Origin of the sequence: Pseudomonas sp. PLMAX, assembly GCF_046042685.1 — a bacterium.
GTDB lineage: Bacteria > Pseudomonadota > Gammaproteobacteria > Pseudomonadales > Pseudomonadaceae > Aquipseudomonas > Aquipseudomonas putida_AE.
The window spans coordinates 1142796-1162261 of record NZ_CP064949.1; the positions used below are offsets into that span (position 1 = coordinate 1142796).

At 60.9% G+C, this 19466-nt stretch carries 17 protein-coding genes; 6 read left to right on the forward strand and 11 right to left on the reverse strand.

Annotation, left to right across the window (positions count from 1 at the left end; genetic code table 11):
• The first annotated feature begins 46 nt into the window (after window positions 1–46).
• Entirely contained in the window at window positions 47–2473 is a 2427-nt protein-coding gene (locus DKB71_RS05105; protein ID WP_408599776.1) for a TonB-dependent siderophore receptor, read from the forward strand.
• Window positions 2474–2555: 82 nt separating this feature from the next.
• Here DKB71_RS05105 and DKB71_RS05110 read toward each other — a convergent pair whose 3' ends face one another.
• Both DKB71_RS05110 and DKB71_RS05115 read right to left on the reverse strand, forming a co-directional pair.
• Window positions 2556–3011, reverse strand: a complete 456-nt coding sequence (locus DKB71_RS05110) for a hypothetical protein (RefSeq protein WP_408599777.1) — start codon at window positions 3009–3011, stop codon at window positions 2556–2558.
• A 136-nt stretch (window positions 3012–3147) separates the two neighbouring features.
• On the reverse strand, window positions 3148–4023 hold the full coding sequence (locus DKB71_RS05115; RefSeq protein ID WP_408599778.1) for a helix-turn-helix transcriptional regulator: 876 nt from the start codon (window positions 4021–4023) through the stop codon (window positions 3148–3150).
• Between the two features lie 138 nt (window positions 4024–4161).
• Between DKB71_RS05115 and DKB71_RS05120 the strand changes: the two genes are divergently transcribed.
• Window positions 4162–5064, forward strand: a complete 903-nt coding sequence (locus tag DKB71_RS05120) for a DMT family transporter (protein ID WP_323625995.1) — start codon at window positions 4162–4164, stop codon at window positions 5062–5064.
• 12 nt (window positions 5065–5076) lie between these two features.
• Here the strand turns inward: DKB71_RS05120 and DKB71_RS05125 are convergent, their stop codons facing one another.
• Window positions 5077–5586, reverse strand: a complete 510-nt coding sequence (locus DKB71_RS05125) for a DUF2165 domain-containing protein (RefSeq protein WP_323625994.1) — start codon at window positions 5584–5586, stop codon at window positions 5077–5079.
• 176 nt (window positions 5587–5762) lie between these two features.
• The gene (locus DKB71_RS05130; protein ID WP_323605602.1) at window positions 5763–6737 is read right to left on the reverse strand and encodes a D-glycerate dehydrogenase; all 975 of its coding nucleotides are present in this window, start codon (window positions 6735–6737) and stop codon (window positions 5763–5765) included.
• A gap of 199 nt (window positions 6738–6936) precedes the next feature.
• On the opposite strand from DKB71_RS05130, the gene DKB71_RS05135 reads away from it, so the two are divergent.
• A complete protein-coding gene (locus DKB71_RS05135; RefSeq protein WP_408599779.1) occupies window positions 6937–7194 on the forward strand; it encodes a hypothetical protein in 258 nt (85 codons plus the stop codon).
• Between the two features lie 28 nt (window positions 7195–7222).
• Here the strand turns inward: DKB71_RS05135 and DKB71_RS05140 are convergent, their stop codons facing one another.
• Both DKB71_RS05140 and norR read right to left on the reverse strand, forming a co-directional pair.
• Window positions 7223–7972, reverse strand: coding sequence for a YkgJ family cysteine cluster protein (locus tag DKB71_RS05140; RefSeq protein WP_408599780.1), 750 nt, complete (start codon window positions 7970–7972; stop codon window positions 7223–7225).
• 87 nt (window positions 7973–8059) lie between these two features.
• Window positions 8060–9622 carry a nitric oxide reductase transcriptional regulator NorR gene (gene norR, locus DKB71_RS05145; protein WP_274073948.1) on the reverse strand — a complete coding sequence of 521 codons (1563 nt, stop codon included), beginning with the start codon at window positions 9620–9622 and terminating at the stop codon, window positions 8060–8062.
• Window positions 9623–9778: 156 nt separating this feature from the next.
• Between norR and hmpA the strand changes: the two genes are divergently transcribed.
• Window positions 9779–10960, forward strand: a complete 1182-nt coding sequence (gene hmpA, locus DKB71_RS05150) for an NO-inducible flavohemoprotein (protein WP_274073947.1) — start codon at window positions 9779–9781, stop codon at window positions 10958–10960.
• 424 nt (window positions 10961–11384) lie between these two features.
• Here the strand turns inward: hmpA and DKB71_RS05155 are convergent, their stop codons facing one another.
• The 5 genes from DKB71_RS05155 to DKB71_RS05175 all read right to left on the reverse strand — a co-directional run bounded on the left by DKB71_RS05155 (window position 11385) and on the right by DKB71_RS05175 (window position 16716).
• Complete coding sequence (locus DKB71_RS05155; RefSeq protein WP_274073946.1) at window positions 11385–12026, reverse strand: transcriptional regulator; 642 nt, start codon at window positions 12024–12026, stop codon at window positions 11385–11387.
• 92 nt (window positions 12027–12118) lie between these two features.
• Window positions 12119–13246, reverse strand: coding sequence for an FAD-binding oxidoreductase (locus DKB71_RS05160; protein WP_274073945.1), 1128 nt, complete (start codon window positions 13244–13246; stop codon window positions 12119–12121).
• A 144-nt stretch (window positions 13247–13390) separates the two neighbouring features.
• The gene (locus DKB71_RS05165) at window positions 13391–14335 is read right to left on the reverse strand and encodes an ornithine cyclodeaminase family protein (RefSeq protein WP_408599781.1); all 945 of its coding nucleotides are present in this window, start codon (window positions 14333–14335) and stop codon (window positions 13391–13393) included.
• 138 nt (window positions 14336–14473) lie between these two features.
• Window positions 14474–15961, reverse strand: a complete 1488-nt coding sequence (gene rhlB, locus DKB71_RS05170; protein WP_274073943.1) for an ATP-dependent RNA helicase RhlB — start codon at window positions 15959–15961, stop codon at window positions 14474–14476.
• 98 nt (window positions 15962–16059) lie between these two features.
• Window positions 16060–16716 (reverse strand): alpha/beta hydrolase, encoded by a 657-nt coding sequence (locus tag DKB71_RS05175; protein ID WP_274073942.1) that lies wholly within the window; start codon window positions 16714–16716, stop codon window positions 16060–16062.
• Window positions 16717–17182: 466 nt separating this feature from the next.
• On the opposite strand from DKB71_RS05175, the gene DKB71_RS05180 reads away from it, so the two are divergent.
• Both DKB71_RS05180 and DKB71_RS05185 read left to right on the forward strand, forming a co-directional pair.
• The gene (locus DKB71_RS05180) at window positions 17183–18214 is read left to right on the forward strand and encodes an amino acid ABC transporter substrate-binding protein (RefSeq protein WP_408599782.1); all 1032 of its coding nucleotides are present in this window, start codon (window positions 17183–17185) and stop codon (window positions 18212–18214) included.
• A 65-nt stretch (window positions 18215–18279) separates the two neighbouring features.
• Entirely contained in the window at window positions 18280–19461 is a 1182-nt protein-coding gene (locus DKB71_RS05185; RefSeq protein ID WP_408599783.1) for an amino acid ABC transporter permease, read from the forward strand.
• The last annotated feature ends 5 nt before the right edge of the window (window positions 19462–19466 follow it).

Genomic DNA, 19466 nt, shown 5'->3' on the forward strand with positions numbered 1-19466 from the left:
CTGCGAGTCATTCGCATCCGTTGCGGTTCTACACAGGTCATGAGTCATGAAGTCCAGGGCAATATCGGGTTCGGTCAAACAGTGGTTGGGTGTGTCTGCGTTGAGCTTCGCGGCGTTGGCGCTGCTGCCGTTGAATGGGGTGATGGCCGCGCAGGCCAACGCCCGGCAAAGTTCGCTGTTCAGCTTTTCGATGGCCGCCAAACCACTGCCCCAGGCCTTGAGCGACTTCAGCCAAGTCACCGGCATCAGCGTGGTCTACACCGATGAAGCGCCTTACGCCCTCAATGCCCCGGCGCTCAACGGCCAGTTGAGTGCCGAACAGGCCCTGCAGCGTCTGCTCAGCGGTTCTGGCTTGACCTTCCGCCGCATCGATGGCCACACCATGGCCCTGGAGCCGCTACCGATCGAGGGCGCGCTGAACCTGGGTGCCACCACCATTACCTCGGTGATGGATCAGTCCACCAGCTACCAGCCGCCACCCACCAGTTCGGTGATGCGCACCTCGACGCCGCTCCAGGAAATTCCCCAGACGGTCAACATCGTCCCGGCCCAGGTCATTCGCGACCAGGCGCCGCGCAACCTCGACGACGCGCTGGCGAACGTCAGCGGCATCACCCAGGGCAACACGCTGGGCAGCACCCAGGATTCGGTGATGACCCGCGGTTTCGGCGATAACCGCAACGGCTCGATCATGCGCGACGGCATGCCGGTGGTGCAGGGGCGGGGCATGAACGCCACGGTGGACCGGGTTGAAGTGCTCAAGGGCCCGGCCTCGTTGCTCTACGGCATTCAGGATCCCGGCGGAGTGGTCAACATGGTCAGCAAACAGCCGCAGCTCGATCCGTACAACGCCCTGACCTTGCGGGGCTCGACCTATGGCGAAGGCAAGAACGGCAGCGGTGGCACCTTTGACAGCACGGGCGCCCTGGGCGATTCCGGCTTCGCCTACCGCATGGTGCTGGACCACGAAGACGAAGAGTACTGGCGCAACTACGGCGTGCACCGCGAGACCCTGGTGGCGCCGTCGCTGGCCTGGTTCGGTGAAAGCACCAAGCTGCTGTTCGCCTATGAACACCGGGAGTTCCTGACCCCGTTCGACCGAGGCACGGTGATCGATCCCCGGGACAACCATCCGCTGGACATCCCCCGGGATCGCCGGCTCGACGAACCCTTCAACAACATGGAAGGGCGCTCTGACCTGTATCACTTCCAGGCCGATCACGAACTCAACGACAACTGGACAGCCCATTTCGGCTACAGCTGGAACCGCGAAACCTATGACGCCAGCCAGGTGCGCGTGACCGCCATCGACACCAACAAGGGCACGCTGACACGCAGCATGGACGGCACGCAGAATGCAATCAGCACCGACCGTTTCACCACCGCCAGCCTCGAGGGCAAGGTCGATGTCGCGGGCATGCAACATGACCTGGTGTTCGGGATCGATGACGAATACCGCAAGATCTACCGCGCCGACCTGATCCGCCAGAAAAGCCTGACCACCTTCAGCTACCTCGACCCGGTGTACGGCCGTGAAGTGCCAGGCACCACGGTCAGCCCGGCCGACAGTGCCCAGACCGACAAGCTGCGCAGCGATTCGGTGTTCATGCAGGACTCGATCCACCTCACCGACCAATGGATCCTGGTGGCGGGCGCACGTTTCCAGGAGTACGACCAGTACGCCGGCAAAGGCGTGCCGTTCAAGGCCAACACCGACAGCAACGGGCAGAAATGGGTGCCGCGCGCCGGTCTGGTCTACCGCTACACCGATGAGCTGTCGTTCTATGGTAGCTACACCGAATCGTTCAAACCCAACTCGACCATCGCGCCGTTGAGCGGCAGCAGCACAGTGCTCGATGGCAGCATTGCGCCGGAAGAAGCCAAGTCCTGGGAAGTCGGGGCCAGGCTGGAAATGCCGGGCCGCGTAACGGGCAACATCGCGCTGTTCGACATCAACAAGCGCAACGTCCTGGTGGCCAATTCCGAAGGCCCGGTGACCCTCTACAGCGCGGCGGGCGAAGTGCGTTCCCGCGGCCTGGAAGTGGATTTGAGCGGCCAGCTCAGCGACCGTTGGAGCATGATCGGCAGCTATGCCTACACCGATGCCGAAGTGACCGAAGACCCGGTCTACAAAGGCAAGCAGCTGCAGAACGTGGCCAGGAACAGCGGCTCGCTGTCGGCGGTGTACGACTTTGGCAGCCTCATCGGTGGCGATCAGTTGCGGGTGGGCGCAGGCGCGCGTTATGTCGGGGAGCGAGCGGGCAATGCCGTGAATGATTTCGACCTGCCGAGCTATACCGTCGCCGATGCGTTCGCCACGTACGACACCCAGCTCGATGGGCAGCGGGTCAAGTTTCAGCTCAACGTGAAGAACCTGTTTGACCGCACCTACTACACCTCGGCGGCGAGCCGGTTCTTCGTGTCGATGGGGGATTCGCGGCAGGTGACGTTGTCGAGTACGTTGGAGTTTTGATGAGGGCCTTGAGTCTTTTTGTACTGCCACTGAGCACCCTCGTCGCGTGGCGACAAGGGTGTCGAGCGCTACTTGCAGTGGGTTACAGCTGAGTTCGATTCAGGTCCCAAACATCAATCGTTCCTTTCGCGTCAGCAATTGAATCCTGGCCTTGCGATTCACGCCAAATGGAAAAATCAAAATGAGCTTTGAGTATCCCTTTCGCAAGATCAATTTCGATAATCTGAATTTTCCCAATGATGCGGGCGGGTGTATAAATCTGATTTGGGTTTTCTTGGACGTACCAGATTCGTTTAATCGCCTGATCCCCAATAAGATAGGTATTGGGTGTGATGCTTTTATCGAAGTTGAAAACCCAATGTCGGTCATTGTCTACGGCTGAAATTTCAACTTGATCGAATTGGGTGGTTCGAAAGAAAACTTTTTGGCTTTTGAACGTTGGGTGGTGGGCGCCAAATACTGCATCCAAAGAGCCGGACGCAGGAGGGAGGTTGGCTAATACTGTAAGGTTTGTTTCGAATTGTTCAGTTTTGGACATAATATATAACTCCGTTGGGGAGTTATAATAATCGGTCCTCAGTGCTGTCATGGCTACTGTCATATCTGACAGGTTTTCAATGAAAACGAATAATAGTTCGCGATAAGTGATCCAATTATTGTCGTGAAAATTCGATCTACCGCAACCAGACCTGCCGATACTCCCCCGGAGTTCCACCTGAAGCCTGCCGAAAGCGATTGGTAAAATGACTCGCACTGGCAAACCCACACGCCAACGCAATCTCCCCCAACGGCTGGGAAGTTGAGCGCAACAATTCCCGCGCCCGGCTCAAGCGCCGTGCCAGCACATACTGATGCGGCGGCAACCCAAAGCTCTCACGAAACATCCGCGCAAAGTGGTACTCCGACAGCGCACACAGCGCAGCCAACTGTCCCAGGCTGATGGCCTCGGCCAACTGACTGTCAATGAACTCCACCAACAGCCGGCGCTGGTGTGCAGCCAAGCCACCCTTAAGACGCAAATCCTGACGAGAACCGACCTGGCTGAGCAGCGCATGGGCGAGCATCTCGTGGGCCAGGCTGCTGGTGAGCAGGCGTTCGCCCGGTTCGTCCCAATTGAGGGTGATCAGCCGCCGAAAACGCGCCGCCTGTTGCGGGTCATCAAGGAAAGTTTGCTCGCGCAACTGCATTTGCCGGGGCTCGCGATCAAGCAGGGTGACGCAGCCGAGGGCAAATTGTTCGGGGCTGAAATACAGGTGGGCCAGGCGAATGTCGCCGTTGATCACCCAGCCTGACTGATGCTCGGCCGGCAGGATGCACAGTTTGTCCGGGCCGCCCTTGGTGCCGGGCTGGTCACGGCGGAAGGTGCCGGTGCCGCCGGCGATGTAGCAGGACAAGGTGTGGTGACTCGGCGCTGCGTAGTCCTGGGCGTCGTGATGGTTGCTCCACAGGGCCGCAGCCATGCCGTCACCGAGCTCGGCGCTGTGCTCCAGGCGAGCATTGGGTGAGCGGTTGAGGGCTTGAAAGACTTGCAGGGTTTCCAGTGCGGGCATGATCGTTCTCTCCAACGCCTTGCATCCTACTCCGTAGGCGTTCGCCTGCCAGCCCGTCGCCGGACAAAAGCGCAAGATTATGCAAGTGCGGCGCATCGTGGCGCAGGACACTGGGCACCTAGCCGAGGAGCCTTTGTCATGAACCTTTCGTTGTACCTGCTGACTGTGTTGATCTGGGGCACCACCTGGATTGCCCTGAAATGGCAACTGGGCGTGGTGGCGATTCCCGTGTCCATTGTCTATCGCTTTGGTTTGGCGGCGCTGGTGCTGTTCGTGATCCTGTTGCTCAGCCGCCGCCTGCAAGTGATGAACCGCCGCGGGCACCTTATTTGCCTGGCGCAGGGGTTGTGCCTGTTCTGTGTCAACTTCATGTGTTTCCTCACCGCCAGCCAGTGGATCCCCAGCGGCCTGGTCGCCGTGGTGTTTTCCACGGCTACGCTGTGGAATGCGCTGAATGCACGGGTGTTCTTCGGCCAGAAAATCGCCCGTAATGTGCTGATGGGCGGCGCCTTGGGCTTGCTCGGCCTGGGCCTGTTGTTCTGGCCCGAGCTGGTCGGGCACACCGCCAGCCCGCAAACCTTGCTCGGCCTGGGCCTGGCCCTGTGCGGCACCTTGTGTTTCTCGGCGGGGAACATGCTGTCGAGCCTGCAGCAAAAAGCCGGGCTCAAGCCGCTGACGACCAATGCCTGGGGCATGGCCTACGGCGCGGCGATGTTGTGTGCGTGGTGCCTGGCCAAGGGCATTGCCTTCGACATGGAATGGAACGCACGCTACATCGGCTCGCTGTTGTACCTGGTGATCCCCGGTTCGGTCATTGGGTTCACCGCTTACCTGACCCTGGTCGGGCGCATGGGGCCCGAGCGCGCAGCCTATTGCACGGTACTGTTTCCGGTGGTGGCGCTGAATGTCTCGGCGTTTGCCGAAGGCTACCAATGGACCGCCCCGGCACTCGTGGGCCTGGTGATGGTCATGCTGGGCAACGTGCTGGTGTTTCGCAAGCCCAGGGCGAGCGCCCACCCCGTGCCGGGAAAGCTGGCTTGAGCAGCAGGCTGTTCAGTTGTCTTTTACGGCGGTGAGATAGATAAGGGCGAGAAACATGTATTCAATGTTTCTTTGTGCCCAATCATTGGCGTAGCGTTGAGCAGAGTACTCCAGGTCAAACCATTCATTGAGTATGGTGACGTATAGAAGTTGATAAACAATGATGCCTATCACGAGACCGGCGATCGCGTATTTTTTTGCCTCGTGAAACTCTGGGCGTGGTGCATCGACTTTTCGGCAAAGCTGATAGGTCCCCACCAGGCAGCTGAAAGTAGAAAGGGTCTCGAGCGAAATGATTGCCCAGTAAAAGCGATGATGAAACATATTTGAGCTGATTGCCCTGTAGCGTCGGGAGTCATTGCCTTCGGTATTGCTCATGCTGATGATGCGCCCGATATAGTCGGCGTATGCCGCATAGTCGGTGACATTGTTAATGAGCGTCATCAGTCCGAACAGTGCCGCTGTCAAGACAATCAGTATTTTGCTCCGCCTTATCACACAGATGGTGGTTAGTTTATTCATGGGGGTATTCTCCGAGTGCACGTTTGGTGCTCTTTTAATCGCTCGGAGTTTATAACTGTTCAGACAAGTTCGGCCGGAGACTGCATTGCAAGTTATGTCGTCTTTCAATAGCCATTCAGCGTTTTTTTAATGTTGCGAAAAGTGGCACGTCCAGCCAGAGACGTGCCATCGTTCAATCAGCCTTTCCAAACCTGCGGGTTGACCAGATCTTGTGGGCGCTCGCCCAGCAAGGCACTGCGCAGGTTCGCCAGGGCACGGTTGGCCATGGCGTCGCGGGTTTCATGGGTGGCCGAACCGATATGCGGCAAGGTCACGGCGTTTTTCAGTTGAAACAGTGGTGATTCGGCCAGCGGTTCTTTTTCATACACATCCAGCCCGGCGCCGCGGATGCGGTTGTTTTGCAGCGCCTCGATCAGTGCCGGCTCATCTACCACCGGACCACGGGCAATGTTCACCAGGATCGCGCTCGGCTTCATCAGGGCCAGTTCGCGATGGCTGATGAGGTGCCTGGTTTTCTCGCTGAGCGGGACCACCAGGACGACGAAGTCGGCTTCAGCCAACAGCTCGTCCAGGCTGCGCATCTGCGCGCCGAGTTCCTGTTCCAGCGAAGTCTTGCGGCTGTTGCCGCTGTAGATGACCGGCATGTTGAAACCCAGGCGACCCCGGCGCGCGATGGCCGCGCCGATATTGCCCATGCCGACGATGCCCAGGGTCTTGCCGTGGACGTCGCAGCCGAACAGCGGGGTACCGACGCTGGCTTGCCATTGACCTGCCTTGGTCCAGGCGTCGAGTTCGGCGACGCGGCGCGCACTGCTCATCAGCAAGGCGAAGGCCAGGTCGGCGGTGCTTTCGGTGAGCACGTCCGGCGTGTTGGTGAGCATGATCCCGCGCTCGTTGAAATAGGCCACGTCATAATTGTCATAGCCCACCGAGACGCTGGACACGACTTCCAGCCGGGCGGCGTTTTCCAGTTGTGCGCGACCAAGCTTGCGGCCGACCCCGATCAAGCCGTGGGCATGGGGCAGGGCTTCGTTGAACTGGGCGTTGATGTCGCCCTTTTTCGGGTTCGGCACGATGACGTCGAAGTCTTGTTGCAGGCGTTCAACCATTTCTGGCGTGACGCGGCTGAAGGCGAGGACGGTCTTTTTCATGGGCAAAGGGCTCTTCGGGCGCAGGAGAATGGGTGGAAAGCTACAAGCTTCAAGCGCCAGGCCGCAAGCTAAAAGCCACCCGCAGCGCTTTTGACTTGAAGCTTGCAGCTTGGAGCTTGCAGCTGCCATTCCGCTATACTGTCGTCTTTCGCGGCTCGCTGACCGGGCCCGTCACAGTGTGCATCACCCGGAGCTTTTCATGACTTCCCCGAAACAACCGCCGGTAGCCGACGCCTTGGGCGCCGAACAGGCAGAGCTGCCAGACAGCGTCGACTCCAGCGCTGACAGCGAGAGCAAACCCGCGATCCCGACGTTCAAGTTCCCCTTCAAGCCGGGTGAGCTGCAGGCCAACAAGGACGCCAGCCAGCCGTGGTTCAAGAATGGCGCAAAGAATGGCCACACCAAGACACCGGGGATGGCGCCTCCGGGTACACGCCGTTCGATGGGCAAGCGTTAGTTTCAGATTTTTCCAGCGGGCCGTGGATTCAAGCCGCCCGCAACGGAATAAACGTGTAGTCGGCGGGTGTCTCGGTTACCACCTGCGCACCCGCAGCCAATACATGCCCCGCCACATCGTCCCCCGATACATGAAACTGCCATTCGCTTTCCCATACCGGTAACGTCTGCCCGGCCAATTCGTCGATGATCGTGGCGAACTCGGTCATGTCCGGCAGGTAAGCGGTAAACCCGTCGCCCTTGAGGGCCGTGGTTCGAATCCCCAATAAGGCGCAAATCGCATCCTTGATGCGGATGTCGTCGCGATCCGCCTGGCGGGAGCGCTGGATAAGTTGTGCCAGTTCCGGATCCACCAGTTGGCCACCGACAATCAGCTGCGGCCCTGTTTCCCACGATTGCGGCGGGCATTCCTTTGCGGCGATGTTCAGGGGAATGTGCGGATTGATCTCCATCGGGTAGATGCGGCACACCAGCGGCCGGCGTTCGTAGATGCGGCACAGGTTGTCCTGGTCCAGATGACGGCAGGCACCGGTGCTATAGGCGGCAAAAGTGATGGCCACGTAAACCTCGCAGGCGCCGCTGCGCACCAGCGCCGAGCGCGCTTCGGCATGCTCGCGTTGCTGCGCCGACAGGCCCAGGCCATTGCTCAGGAAGGCTTCCACCAGCACTATCACCTGGCCACCGTCAGCTGCCCACATCCGGGCTTCGGGCAGGGTCAGGGGCACGTGGTGATCATTGCAGCATTTGCCACAGCCTACACAGGAAAACGTCGTATTCATTGAGCAGTCAGTCGCATCCGAGGACAGTCAGCGGCGTCGGAATGTCGCCGCGAAGGGGGCTCTCGAAGCAAGTTATGCGCCACGGTGCTATTTCATCCCCAGGCGCTTGGCCATCCGCCCGAGATTGGCCCGGTCCAGGCCCAGCTCCCGGGCAGCGCTCGCCCAGTTGTGATGGTGGCGCTCCAGGCAGGCGCCGATCAATTGGCGCTGGTAACGCTCGGTGGCTTCGCGCAAATCTCCCGTCACCGATTCGACGTCGACAACGGCGGGTTGCTCGGCGCTGACTTCGACGCCGGCTTCGACACGGGCATGGGGCAGGTCGAGGTCGGCGGCACTCAAACTGAGGATCTTCGGCCGATCCTTGCAGTTACCCAACGCCTTCAATGCACTGCGGCCGATCAGGTGTTCCAGCTCGCGCACATTGCCGGGCCAGTCGTAGGCCAGCAACGCCGCTTGGGCGTCGGTGCTCAGGCGCAGGCTGTTGAGGCCCATGCGCGAGCGGTTCTGCTCGAGGAAAAAACCGCTGAGCAGCAACACATCCCGCCCGCGATCCCGCAGCGCCGGGACCAGCAGGGGATAGACACTGAGGCGGTGATAGAAGTCGGCGCGGTAACGGCCACTGCGCACTTCCTCGGCCAGGTCGCGGTTGGTCGCCGCGATCAGTCGCACGTCGACCTGATGCTCCTTGTCCGAACCCAGTCGCTGCAGCTGGCCGCTTTGCAGCACCCGCAGCAGTTTGGCCTGCACCGTCAGCGACAGTTCGCCGACTTCATCGAGAAACAGCGTGCCGCCGTTGGCCAGTTCAAACTTGCCACGGCGATCGTTCAGCGCCCCGGTAAAGGCGCCGCGGACATGCCCGAACAGTTCGCTCTCCACCAGCGTATCCGGCAACGCCGCGCAGTTGAGGCTGATGATCGGTTTGTCGGCGCGAGGCGAGGCGGCATGGATGGCCTGGGCCACCAGCTCCTTGCCGACCCCGGTTTCCCCGGTGATCAGCACCGTCAGATCGCTGCCGCCCACCAGGTCGATCTCTTCCACCAGGCGTTTGTGCGCCTTGCTTTGGCCGATCATCTCGCGGTGTTGCTGGCCGCTGGCCTGGCGGTAGACCTCGGCGCGCTGGTGTTCGTCTTCGACTCGGTTGTTCAACCGCTCGATGCGTTCGGCGGCGTTGACGGTGGCCGCGGCGAGGCTGGCGAAGGCTTCCAGGGCATCCAGCTCGACCGGTTCGAACTGTTCCGGATTGAGCGCGTCGAGGGTCAGCAGGCCCCACGGCCGCTCGTCGATGAACAGCGGGCAGCCCATGCAATCGTGGACTTCCAGGTGATCATCGAGACCATCGACCAAGCCGTCATAGGGGTCAGGCAGGTCGCTGTCAGCGGCGAACCGGGTGGGACCGGTGCTGCCGAGCAGGGCCTGGAAACGCGGGTGCTCGCTGACTTTGAAGCGCCGACCGAGGGTGTCGGTGCTCAACCCGTCGACGGCCAGCGGCACCAGCCATTCGCCATCGAGGCGCAGCAGGGCGGCCGCGTCGCAAGGGAGCAGGGCACGCATGGCCTCCAGCAGGCGCCGATAGCGCTCGCCTTCGGGGAGTTCACGGGACAGGTCGGAGACCAGGGGCAGCAGGGCGGTTAACAGGGATTTTGCAGTCATAGTGACTCCATGTAGTCGATGTGACTATAGATCACGCTATGTCGATATGACTACTGTGTCATTAACTCATTGATTTATATGGTTTTAATTCTTGGCACGGAAACTGATAAGCATAGGGCAACTGTTAAGAAACCCTCGTTGCCCAGGAGTCACTCTATGCTCAGCGTTCAAGACCGTGCCATCGTCAAATCCACTGTGCCGCTGCTGGAAAGCGGTGGTGAAGCGTTGATCACCCACTTCTATCGCATGATGCTGTCCGAGTATCCAGAAGTGCGCCCGCTGTTCAACCAGGCCCACCAGGCTTCCGGCGACCAGCCGCGCGCCCTGGCCAATGGTGTGTTGATGTACGCCCGCCACATCGATCAGCTCGACCAACTGGGCGACCTGGTGGCCAAGATCATCAACAAGCACGTGGCCCTGCAGATTCTGCCGGAACACTACCCGATTGTCGGCAAGTGCCTGTTGCGTGCCATTGCCGAAGTGCTGGGTGAAGAAATCGCCACCCCTGAAGTGATTGCGGCATGGGCGGCGGCCTACGGGCAACTGGCGGACATTCTGATCGGTGCCGAAAAAAGCATCTACGACCAGAAAGAGCAGGCACCGGGCGGCTGGCGCGGGGCGCGGGAATTCATTGTGGTGGCCAAGGTCGAGGAGAGTGCGGAAATCACCTCGTTTTATTTCGAGCCGGCCGACAAGGGGCCGATTCTGGCCGCCGAGCCAGGCCAGTACATCGGCATGAAACTGATCCTCGATGGCGAAGAGATCCGTCGCAACTATTCGCTGTCGGCCTTGGCGAACAAGGGCCAGTACCGCATCAGCGTCAAGCGTGAAACCGGTGGTCGGGCCTCCAATCATTTGCACGATCAACTGCAGGTAGGGGCGAGCATCCAGCTGTTCCCGCCATCGGGCGAGTTCACCCTGAGCGCCAGCGACAAGCCGCTGGTGCTGATCAGCGGCGGTGTCGGCATCACCCCGACCCTGGCGATGCTGGAAGCAGCGTTGCAAACCGAGCGGCCGGTGCACTTTATCCACTGCGCGCGCAACGGCAGCGTCCACGCCTTCCGCGACTGGATCGACGGGCTGGCCGAGCGTCATCCGCAACTCAAGCGTTTCTACTGCTATGCCGAGGATGACGGCGTCAGCCCGGCGGCGCACAAGGTCGGGATGTTGAGCCAGGAACAACTGGCCGCCTGGTTACCCGAAGAGCGCGACCTGGACGCTTACTTCCTCGGGCCGAAGGGCTTCATGGCGGCGGTCAAGCGTCACCTCAAGGCGTTGGGTGTGCCAGAGAAGCAGAGCCGTTACGAGTTCTTCGGCCCGGCTTCCGCCTTGGAGTAAACATCGCTCTGTAGGAGCCGGCTTGCTGGCGATGCAGGCACCGCGGACTGTCAGGAACCGTGGAGATGCAATCGCCAGCAAGCCGGCTCCTACAGGCGATGCGGGCACCGCGGACTGTCAGGAACCGTGGAGATGCAATCGCCAGCAAGCCGGCTCCTACAGGCGATGCGGGCACCGCGGACTGTCAGGAACCGTGGTGATGCGATCGCCAGCAAGCCGGCTCCTACAGGCGATGCGGGCACCGCGGACTGTCAGGAACCGTGGAGATGCAATCGCCAGCAAGCCGGCTCCTACAGGCGATGCAGGCACCGCGGACTGTCAGGAACCGTGGTGATGCCGATCGCCAGCAAGCCGGCTCCTACAGGCGATGCGGGCGCTGCGGTCTGTCAGGACGACCGTGGTGATGTGATCGTACGGTATGATTTCAGCCTTTGAGTTCCTTCAAATGCTTGTACACCGTCGCCCGCCCCATGTTCAGCACATTGGCCACATAGTTGGAGGCGCTTTTGCCTTTGAAGGCGCCTTCGGCGTGCAGGGCCAGCACCAGTTCGCGTTTGTGATCGCGGGTCAACAGGTTCAGGCTCAGCTGGCGTTCGCGCAGCCAGGCGTGGAGAAAGGTGTTGATCCGTTCCTGCCAGTCATCGCGGAACAGTGAGTCCGGCTGCGGAATCAGCTTGGTCGGCGACAGGAACAGATCCAGCGCGGCCTTGGCATTCTCGAACAGCGAAATATTCAGGTTGATGCACAGCACTGCCAGCGGGAGTCCCTCACGGTCGCGCAGCACGGTGCTGAGGCTGCGAATCTTCTGACCATCCCAATTGAGCTTTTCGTACGGCCCGATGTTACGTTCGCCGACATCGTCGCCGAGCATGTCATCCAGCGCCGAATCGTCACCGATTTCCCGTTTCGACAGGTTGTTGGCGATGTAGTCGACCTTTTGCGTGCGCAGGTCGTGCAGCACTACTTCGGCGTGGGGAAAAAACAGCGTGGCGATGGCATCGGCAATCGCCCGGAAGTTATCCAGGGACGTGTCGTTCAGGGCAGGATCTTGTTCAGGTGCGTTCATACAATGGGGCTCCGGGGCAGCTTCAGCGCCCCGTTATTCAGGACGCTGAAAGTGTGCCGCAATCGAGTCGGCGCGTCACCTGAGGACAATAGTCAGCCCAGGCGGGCAGGGGACAGCATGCCGGCGTTCAGACCGAAACGGCTGAGGGTTTCGGGCAGGGCTTCACCGCGCACGAGCGCAGCACTGGCCTGGCCCATGGCCGGCGAGGTCTGGATGCCGTAACCGCCTTGTGCCGCCACCCAGAACAGCCCCGGCACCTGCGGATCGAAACCGGACAGCAAGTCGCCGTCGCTGACGAAACTGCGCAGGCCGGCCCAGGTTCGGGTCGGGCGGCGGATGGTCAGGGTGGTGGCTTCTTCGATCTGGTAGATGCCCATGGCGATGTCCAGTTCTTCGGGCTGCACGTCGTGGGGTTCCACCGGGTCGGCGTTGGCCGGCGAGCCGAGGAACATGCCGGCGTCGGGTTTCATGTAGAAGGATTCGTCGAGGCTGACCAGCATCGGCCAATGGTGGATGTCCACGCCTTCGGGGCCGGCAAAGATGAAGGCCGCGCGGCGCTTGGGTTGCAGGCCCAGCGGCCGGGCGCCGGCCATTTCACCGATCTTGTCGGCCCAGGCGCCGGCGGCGTTGATGATGACTGGCGCGCTGAAGGTCTGGTCCTTGGTTTGCACCTGCCACAGGCCTGCGCCATCACGGGTCAGGCTCAGGACTTCGCTGTCGGTATGGACTTCGCCCTGGTTACGGCGGATTCCCCGCAGGTAACCCTGATGCAGGGCATCGGTGTCGATGTCGCTGGCGGTCGGATCGTAGATCGCGCCGTGGACTTTTTCCCGGCGCAGGATCGGCACGAGCGCGCAGGCTTCGTCGGCGCTGAGCAACTGCATTTGCGGCACTGTGGCTTTGGCACTCAGGTACTGGTTATTCAGTTCGGCCGGGTCACCGGTCAAGTCCACGGTCATTTCGCCGCGTGGGGTCAGCAGCGGGTGTTCGCAGAAACCGGTCGGAGGGGCGTCGAAGAAATCCCGGCTGGCCTGGGTCAACGCCCGCACTTGCGGGGTGCCGTAGGCGGCGGTGTACAGCGCCGCCGAACGGCCGGTGGAGTGATAGGCCGGATGGGATTCGCGTTCGAGCACGATGACGCGTGCGTGCTGCGACAGCCAGAAACCGGTGGAAGCGCCGGCTATCCCGCCGCCGATGATGATGAAGTCTGCCTGGCTCATGAATGTCTCCTGTGAAACACAAATGCCGAAGGTTCGATGATCCCTGTAGGAGCCGGCTTGCTGGCGATGCAGGCGCCGCGGTCTGTCAGGAAAACCGAGGTGATGCGATCGCCAGCAAGCCGGCTCCTACAGAGATGTGTGGTGTCAGGGGTGCAGGCGGTAGATGGCATTGGCCAGTGCGATGTCTTCCAGGCCCAGGCCGATGGAGCGGAAAAACACGTGACGGTCGTAGCCGGGGCGCTGCACCTTGTCGCTGAGCAGGTCGGGCAAGTCGCCAACAATCGCCTTGTTATCCCAGCCATGCTGTTCGCCGGCAATCAGCATTTCACCCGCCGAGCCCGGGGTGGTCACTCGGTAGTCGCAGAATACCTGCATGTCGTTGAGGCTTTGCGGCGGCACCTCGTGGGCGCGCGGGGCGTTGGTGCTGATCGAGGTGATCAGCGCCGGTTTGCGCAAGCTCGACGGATCGATCACGGGCCCTGCGGACGAGGTGCAGAGCATGATCACATCGGCGTCCTGAACGGCGGCCTCGCGACTGTCGACGATGTTCAGGCGCGGCTCGATGTTTTTCAGCAGGCTCACCGTTTCAGCATCTTCGCTCAGGCTTGGCGAGTACAGGCTGATGTTCTGCCATTCGCGCAGACCTTTAACGTAATGCAGGTGCGCCTGGGCCACTTTGCCGCTGCCGATGATTGCCAGGCGACTCGCTGTGAGCGGCGCCAGGGCATCGACCGCCACGGCTGTGGTCGCGGCAGTGCGGGCAGTGGTCAGTTCGCCAGCATCACACAACAACAGCGGCTGGCCGGTCTGCATCGACATCAGCAAGGTCCACGCGGTCACCAGCGGCCCTTGCTCGCCCACGATGTAGGGCGAGGTCTTGACCCCGTACACGCCATCTTCGGCCAGCACGCCCAGGTAGTTGATGAAGTCGCCGGCACCCCGGGGAAATTCCACCAGTTGCTGTGCCGGTTGCACGGCTTGCCCGGCAGCCAGGTCGCGGAACAGTTTGCGCAGGATCTGCGGCACGTCGACCTGGGCCAGCAACTCGCGGGCCTGGGATTGGTTGATCACGTAGGGGGTGCTGGCCATGGTGGCTCCGGGAGTGGCGAGTAAACTAATTTGTCCATTATGGACTTTTAGTTATCGCGAGCAAGCGCCTGTTGAAAAAACCAGACGAAAAAAAAGCGCAGTCCGTTTCCGGCTGCGCCTTTTCCTGCAAGTCGCCCGTTACGGCCGCTTGCGCTCAACCGCCCGCAATAGATGCGTCGGTGGGGTTTCACAGCTGATCTTGCGACCCAGTTTTTCTTCGATGGCCGGCAGCTGGTAGGAGTCGTCTTCACCGGCAAAACTGATGGACACTCCATCGGCGCCAGCGCGACCGGTACGGCCGATGCGGTGCACGTAGTCGTCCGGGACTTCCGGCAACGTGAAGTTGATCACGTGGCTGATGCCGTCGATGTGGATGCCGCGACCGGCCACGTCGGTGGCCACCAGTACGCGGATCTTGCCTTCGCGGAAACCTTCCAGGGTCTTGATGCGCTTGTGCTGCGGCACGTCGCCGGACAGCTGCGCGGCGTTGACGCCATCGCGCACCAGGCGTTCTTCGATGCGCCGCACTTCATCCTTGCGGTTGGCGAAGACGATGACCCGCTCCCAGCCGTTGTCGCTGACCAGGTTGTAGAGCAGTTTGTATTTGTCGGCACCGGCTACGGCGTAGATGTGCTGTTCGACGTTTTCGCTGGCCACGTTCTGCGACTCGATCTCGACGATGGCCGGGTCGGTGGTCCATTGCTTGGCCAGGTTCATCACGTCTTCGGTGAAGGTCGCCGAGAACAGCAGGGTTTGACGCTCGTTCTTCGGCGGCGTCTGTCGAATGATCTGGCGTACCTGGGGGATGAAGCCCATGTCGAGCATGCGGTCGGCTTCGTCCAGCACCATGACTTCGACCATGTCCAGGTGCACGTCGCCGCGCTGGTTGAAGTCCAGCAGGCGGCCCGGCGTGGCCACGAGGATGTCGCAGTGGCGAGCCTCGAGGTGCTTGAGCTGCTTGTCGAAGTCCATGCCGCCGACGAACGTCATGACGTTGAGGCCGGTGTACTTGGTGAGGTCAGCGGCGTCCTTGGCGATCTGCACCACCAGTTCGCGAGTCGGGGCGATGATCAGTGCGCGCGGCTCACCCATGTAGCGCTCTTTCGGCGGCGGGGTCTGTAGCAGCTGGGTGATGATCGAGATCAGGAACGCCGCGGTCTTGCCGGTACCGGTCTGCGCCCGGCCGATGGCGTCTTTGCCGGCGAGGGTGAAGCCCAGCACCTGGGCCTGGATCGGCGTGCAATACGGGAAGCCCAGGTCCTGGATGGCGTGCATCAGTTCGGGGGCGAGTTTGAAGTCGTGGAAGCGGGTCTTGCCTTCCTGGGGTTCGACGACGAAGTCTTCGAGTTTCCAGGGAATCACCGGCGCCTTGGGCTTGGGTTCGCGGCGCGGCTTGGCGGGTTTTGGCGCTTCGCTGCGCGGTTGCTCGGCGGCGGTTTGCACAACGGGCTCGGCGACCGCTGCGCTCTTTGGCTCGTGTTTCGGTGCCGCTACCGGGGCGGCCCGACCAGACTGATGACCGTCGGTGCGGTGGCTGGATGTGTGAGACGGAGCGCTGGGGACTGGCGCGAGTTGCTCAGTCTCGCTTTTACCGAACATTTTCTTGAGTGCTTTGAGCACGGTCATCTCATCAATTGGTTAAGGAATGTACGCCGGCCAGTGTAATGCAAGAATCGGGCGCGGCGTAGAGGGATGGATCAAAGGGCGTTTTTAAACATCGATGTCTAGCGCAAACGCTCGGTCAGCCACACGCCGATGTCGCGAATCTCCTCGGGTAACACTTCGTGCCCCATTGGGTATTCCTGCCATGTCACGGTGACACCACGCTGCTTCAGATGCTCGTAGGCGCTACGCCCCATCGAGTTCTGCACCACGTCATCGTACTGGCCATGCAACGACAGCACCGGAATGCGCTGCTGGCTGGCGGACAGTTCCAGCTCATCGCTGAAGGTCGGTGCATAGGTGGAGAGGGCAAGTACGCCACCCAGGGGGCCCTGCCAGTTCAGAAACGCGGTGTGTAGAACCACGGCGCCGCCCTGGGAAAAGCCGGCCAGGAAAATTCGCGAGGCGTCTATTCCGATGGCTCGCTGCACGTCGATCAAATTAACGATCCTCTGCGAGGACTCTTCCAGCTGTTCGCGATTGATCGCCCGCGCCGGGCTCATGGCCAATATGTCGTACCAGCTCGGCATCTCGTAGCCACCATTGATGGTGACGGCACAGGTCGGTGCCTGAGGGAAAACGAAGCGCGTGGTCAGCAGGTTTTCCTGCAACGCTTCGGCCACCGGCAGGAAGTCGTAGCGGTCGGCGCCGAGGCCGTGGAGCCAGATGACGCAGGCATCTGCGGGCTTGATGGGTTCAAGAATCAAGGGCTCGGTCATGGTTGCTCCAATTTTGTGCGGGCGCTCTCATTGAGTGCGAGGGCTGAGGGCGCCTCTGGTTGATCAGTTACGAAGATGTCGCAAGGTTACAAGTTTTGCTATTGACCTGTCGCTTAACCGCTTTAGCAGCCGGTGTGGTACGGGCTTTGCTATGGGGAAGCGGTGCAACTCATCTCGCGCCTGGCGGTAACACTATCAGTGTACGACTGGCCGCGGGATAGCAAAAATCCGGTAATGGATGTTCGCCAGTGGCCGCTACGGGCTTCGCGAACGAGAAAGGGCTACAGCCCGTTCGGCCGATTGGTGAGAAGTGAGTTGTCCATTATGTGGATTTTCTCCTACTAGACTCATGGCTACGGTCCTACGTCGGTTGACCCTAAAAAAAGCCAACACGGGTCACCACCGCCTCAAAAGGGTGCGACTGGACTCACGCTCCGACACAACAAGAGCAAAACTGGAGGTTTGAATGAAGATGTTGAAATCCACCCTGGCAGTCGTGACTGCAGCCGCGGTACTCGGCGTCAGTGGGTTCGCTCAGGCGGGCGCGACCCTGGATGCAGTGCAGAAAAAAGGTTTCGTACAGTGCGGCGTCAGCGATGGCCTGCCTGGCTTCTCGGTTCCGGATGCTACCGGCAAGATCGTCGGCATCGACGCTGACTACTGCCGTGCCGTGGCCGCTGCCGTGTTCGGCGACGCGACCAAGGTCAAGTTCAGTCAGTTGAACGCCAAGGAGCGCTTCACCGCGCTGCAGTCCGGCGAAATCGACATCCTGTCGCGCAACACCACCATGACCAGCTCCCGTGACGCGGGCATGGGCCTGAAATTCCCGGGCTTCATTACCTACTACGACGGCATCGGCTTCCTGGTCAACAACAAGCTGGGCGTCAAGAGCGCCAAGGAACTGGACGGTGCAACCATCTGCATCCAGGCCGGTACCACCACCGAGCTGAACGTTTCCGACTACTTCCGCGGCAACGGCCTGAAATACACCCCGATCACTTTCGACACCTCCGACGAGAGCGCCAAGTCGCTGGAGTCCGGTCGTTGCGACGTACTGACCTCCGACAAGTCCCAACTGTTCGCCCAGCGCAGCAAGCTGGCATCGCCTAAGGACTACGTGGTTCTGCCGGAAACCATTTCCAAGGAACCTCTGGGCCCGGTCGTGCGTAATGGCGACGACGAGTGGCTGGCCATCGTGCGCTGGGTTGGCTACGCCATGCTCAACGCTGAAGAAGCCGGCATCACTTCGAAGAACGTCGAAGCCGAAGCCAAGGGCACCAAGAACCCTGACGTTGCCCGTCTGCTGGGTACCGACGGCGAATACGGCAAAGACCTGAAAGTGAAGAAAGACTGGGTCGTGCAGGTCGTCAAGCAAGTGGGTAACTACGGCGAAGTGTTCGAGAAAAACCTCGGCAAGAGCACTCCACTGGAAATCGACCGCGGGCTGAACGCCCTGTGGAACGCTGGCGGCATTCAATACGCACCACCAGTGCGCTGATGGTTCTATCACCCGGCGGGCCAACCGCCGGGTGATGTTCTGTTCCATTCTTTGCGGGGCACTTCATGCAAAATTCAATCGGCGCACCAAAGCAGAGGCTCAGCCTCAGCGATCCACGAGTGCGTGCGTGGGTATTCCAGATCATCACCATTATCGGTGTGGTCTCGCTAGGCTGGTTTCTGTTCGACAACACGCAAACCAACCTGCAACACCGGGGCATCACCTCCGGTTTCGACTTTCTCGAGCGCAGTGCCGGCTTCGGCATCGCCCAGCACCTGATCGACTACACCGAAGCGGACAGCTACGCCCGGGTGTTTGTCATCGGCCTGCTCAACACCTTGCTGGTGACTTTCATCGGCGTGATCCTGGCGACTATCCTCGGTTTCATCGTCGGTGTGGCACGGCTGTCGAAGAACTGGATCATCGCCAAAGTGGCGACGGTGTACGTGGAAGTCTTCCGTAACATTCCGCCGCTGCTGCAGATCCTGTTCTGGTACTTCGCGGTGTTCCTGACCATGCCGGGGCCGCGCAACAGCCACAACTTCGGCGACACCTTCTTTGTCAGCAGCCGCGGCCTGAACATGCCGGCGGCGCTGATGGCCGATGGTTTCTGGGCGTTCGTGATCGGTGTCGTGGTGGCCATCGTCGCCATCGTGCTGATGTGCCGCTGGGCCAACAAACGCTTCGAAGCCACCGGCGTTCCGTTCCACAAGTTCTGGGTCGGCCTGGCCTTGTTCCTGGTCATCCCGGCGCTGTGCGCACTGATTTTTGGCGCGCCCGTGCATTGGGAAATGCCGCAGCTCAAGGGCTTCAACTTCGTCGGCGGCTGGGTGCTGATCCCGGAACTGCTGGCCTTGACCCTGGCGCTGACGGTGTACACCGCGGCGTTCATCGCCGAGATCGTGCGTTCGGGCATCAAGTCGGTCAGCCACGGCCAGACCGAGGCGGCGCACTCGTTGGGCCTGCGCAATGGTCCGACCCTGCGCAAGGTGATCATCCCGCAAGCCCTGCGCGTGATCATTCCACCGCTGACCAGCCAATACCTGAACCTGGCGAAGAACTCCTCGCTGGCGGCCGGTATCGGTTATCCGGAGATGGTCTCGCTGTTCGCAGGCACGGTGCTGAACCAGACCGGCCAGGCGATCGAGGTGATTGCCATCACCATGAGCGTGTACCTGGCGATCAGTATCAGCATTTCCCTGCTGATGAACTGGTACAACAAGCGCATTGCGCTGATCGAGCGGTAAGGAAA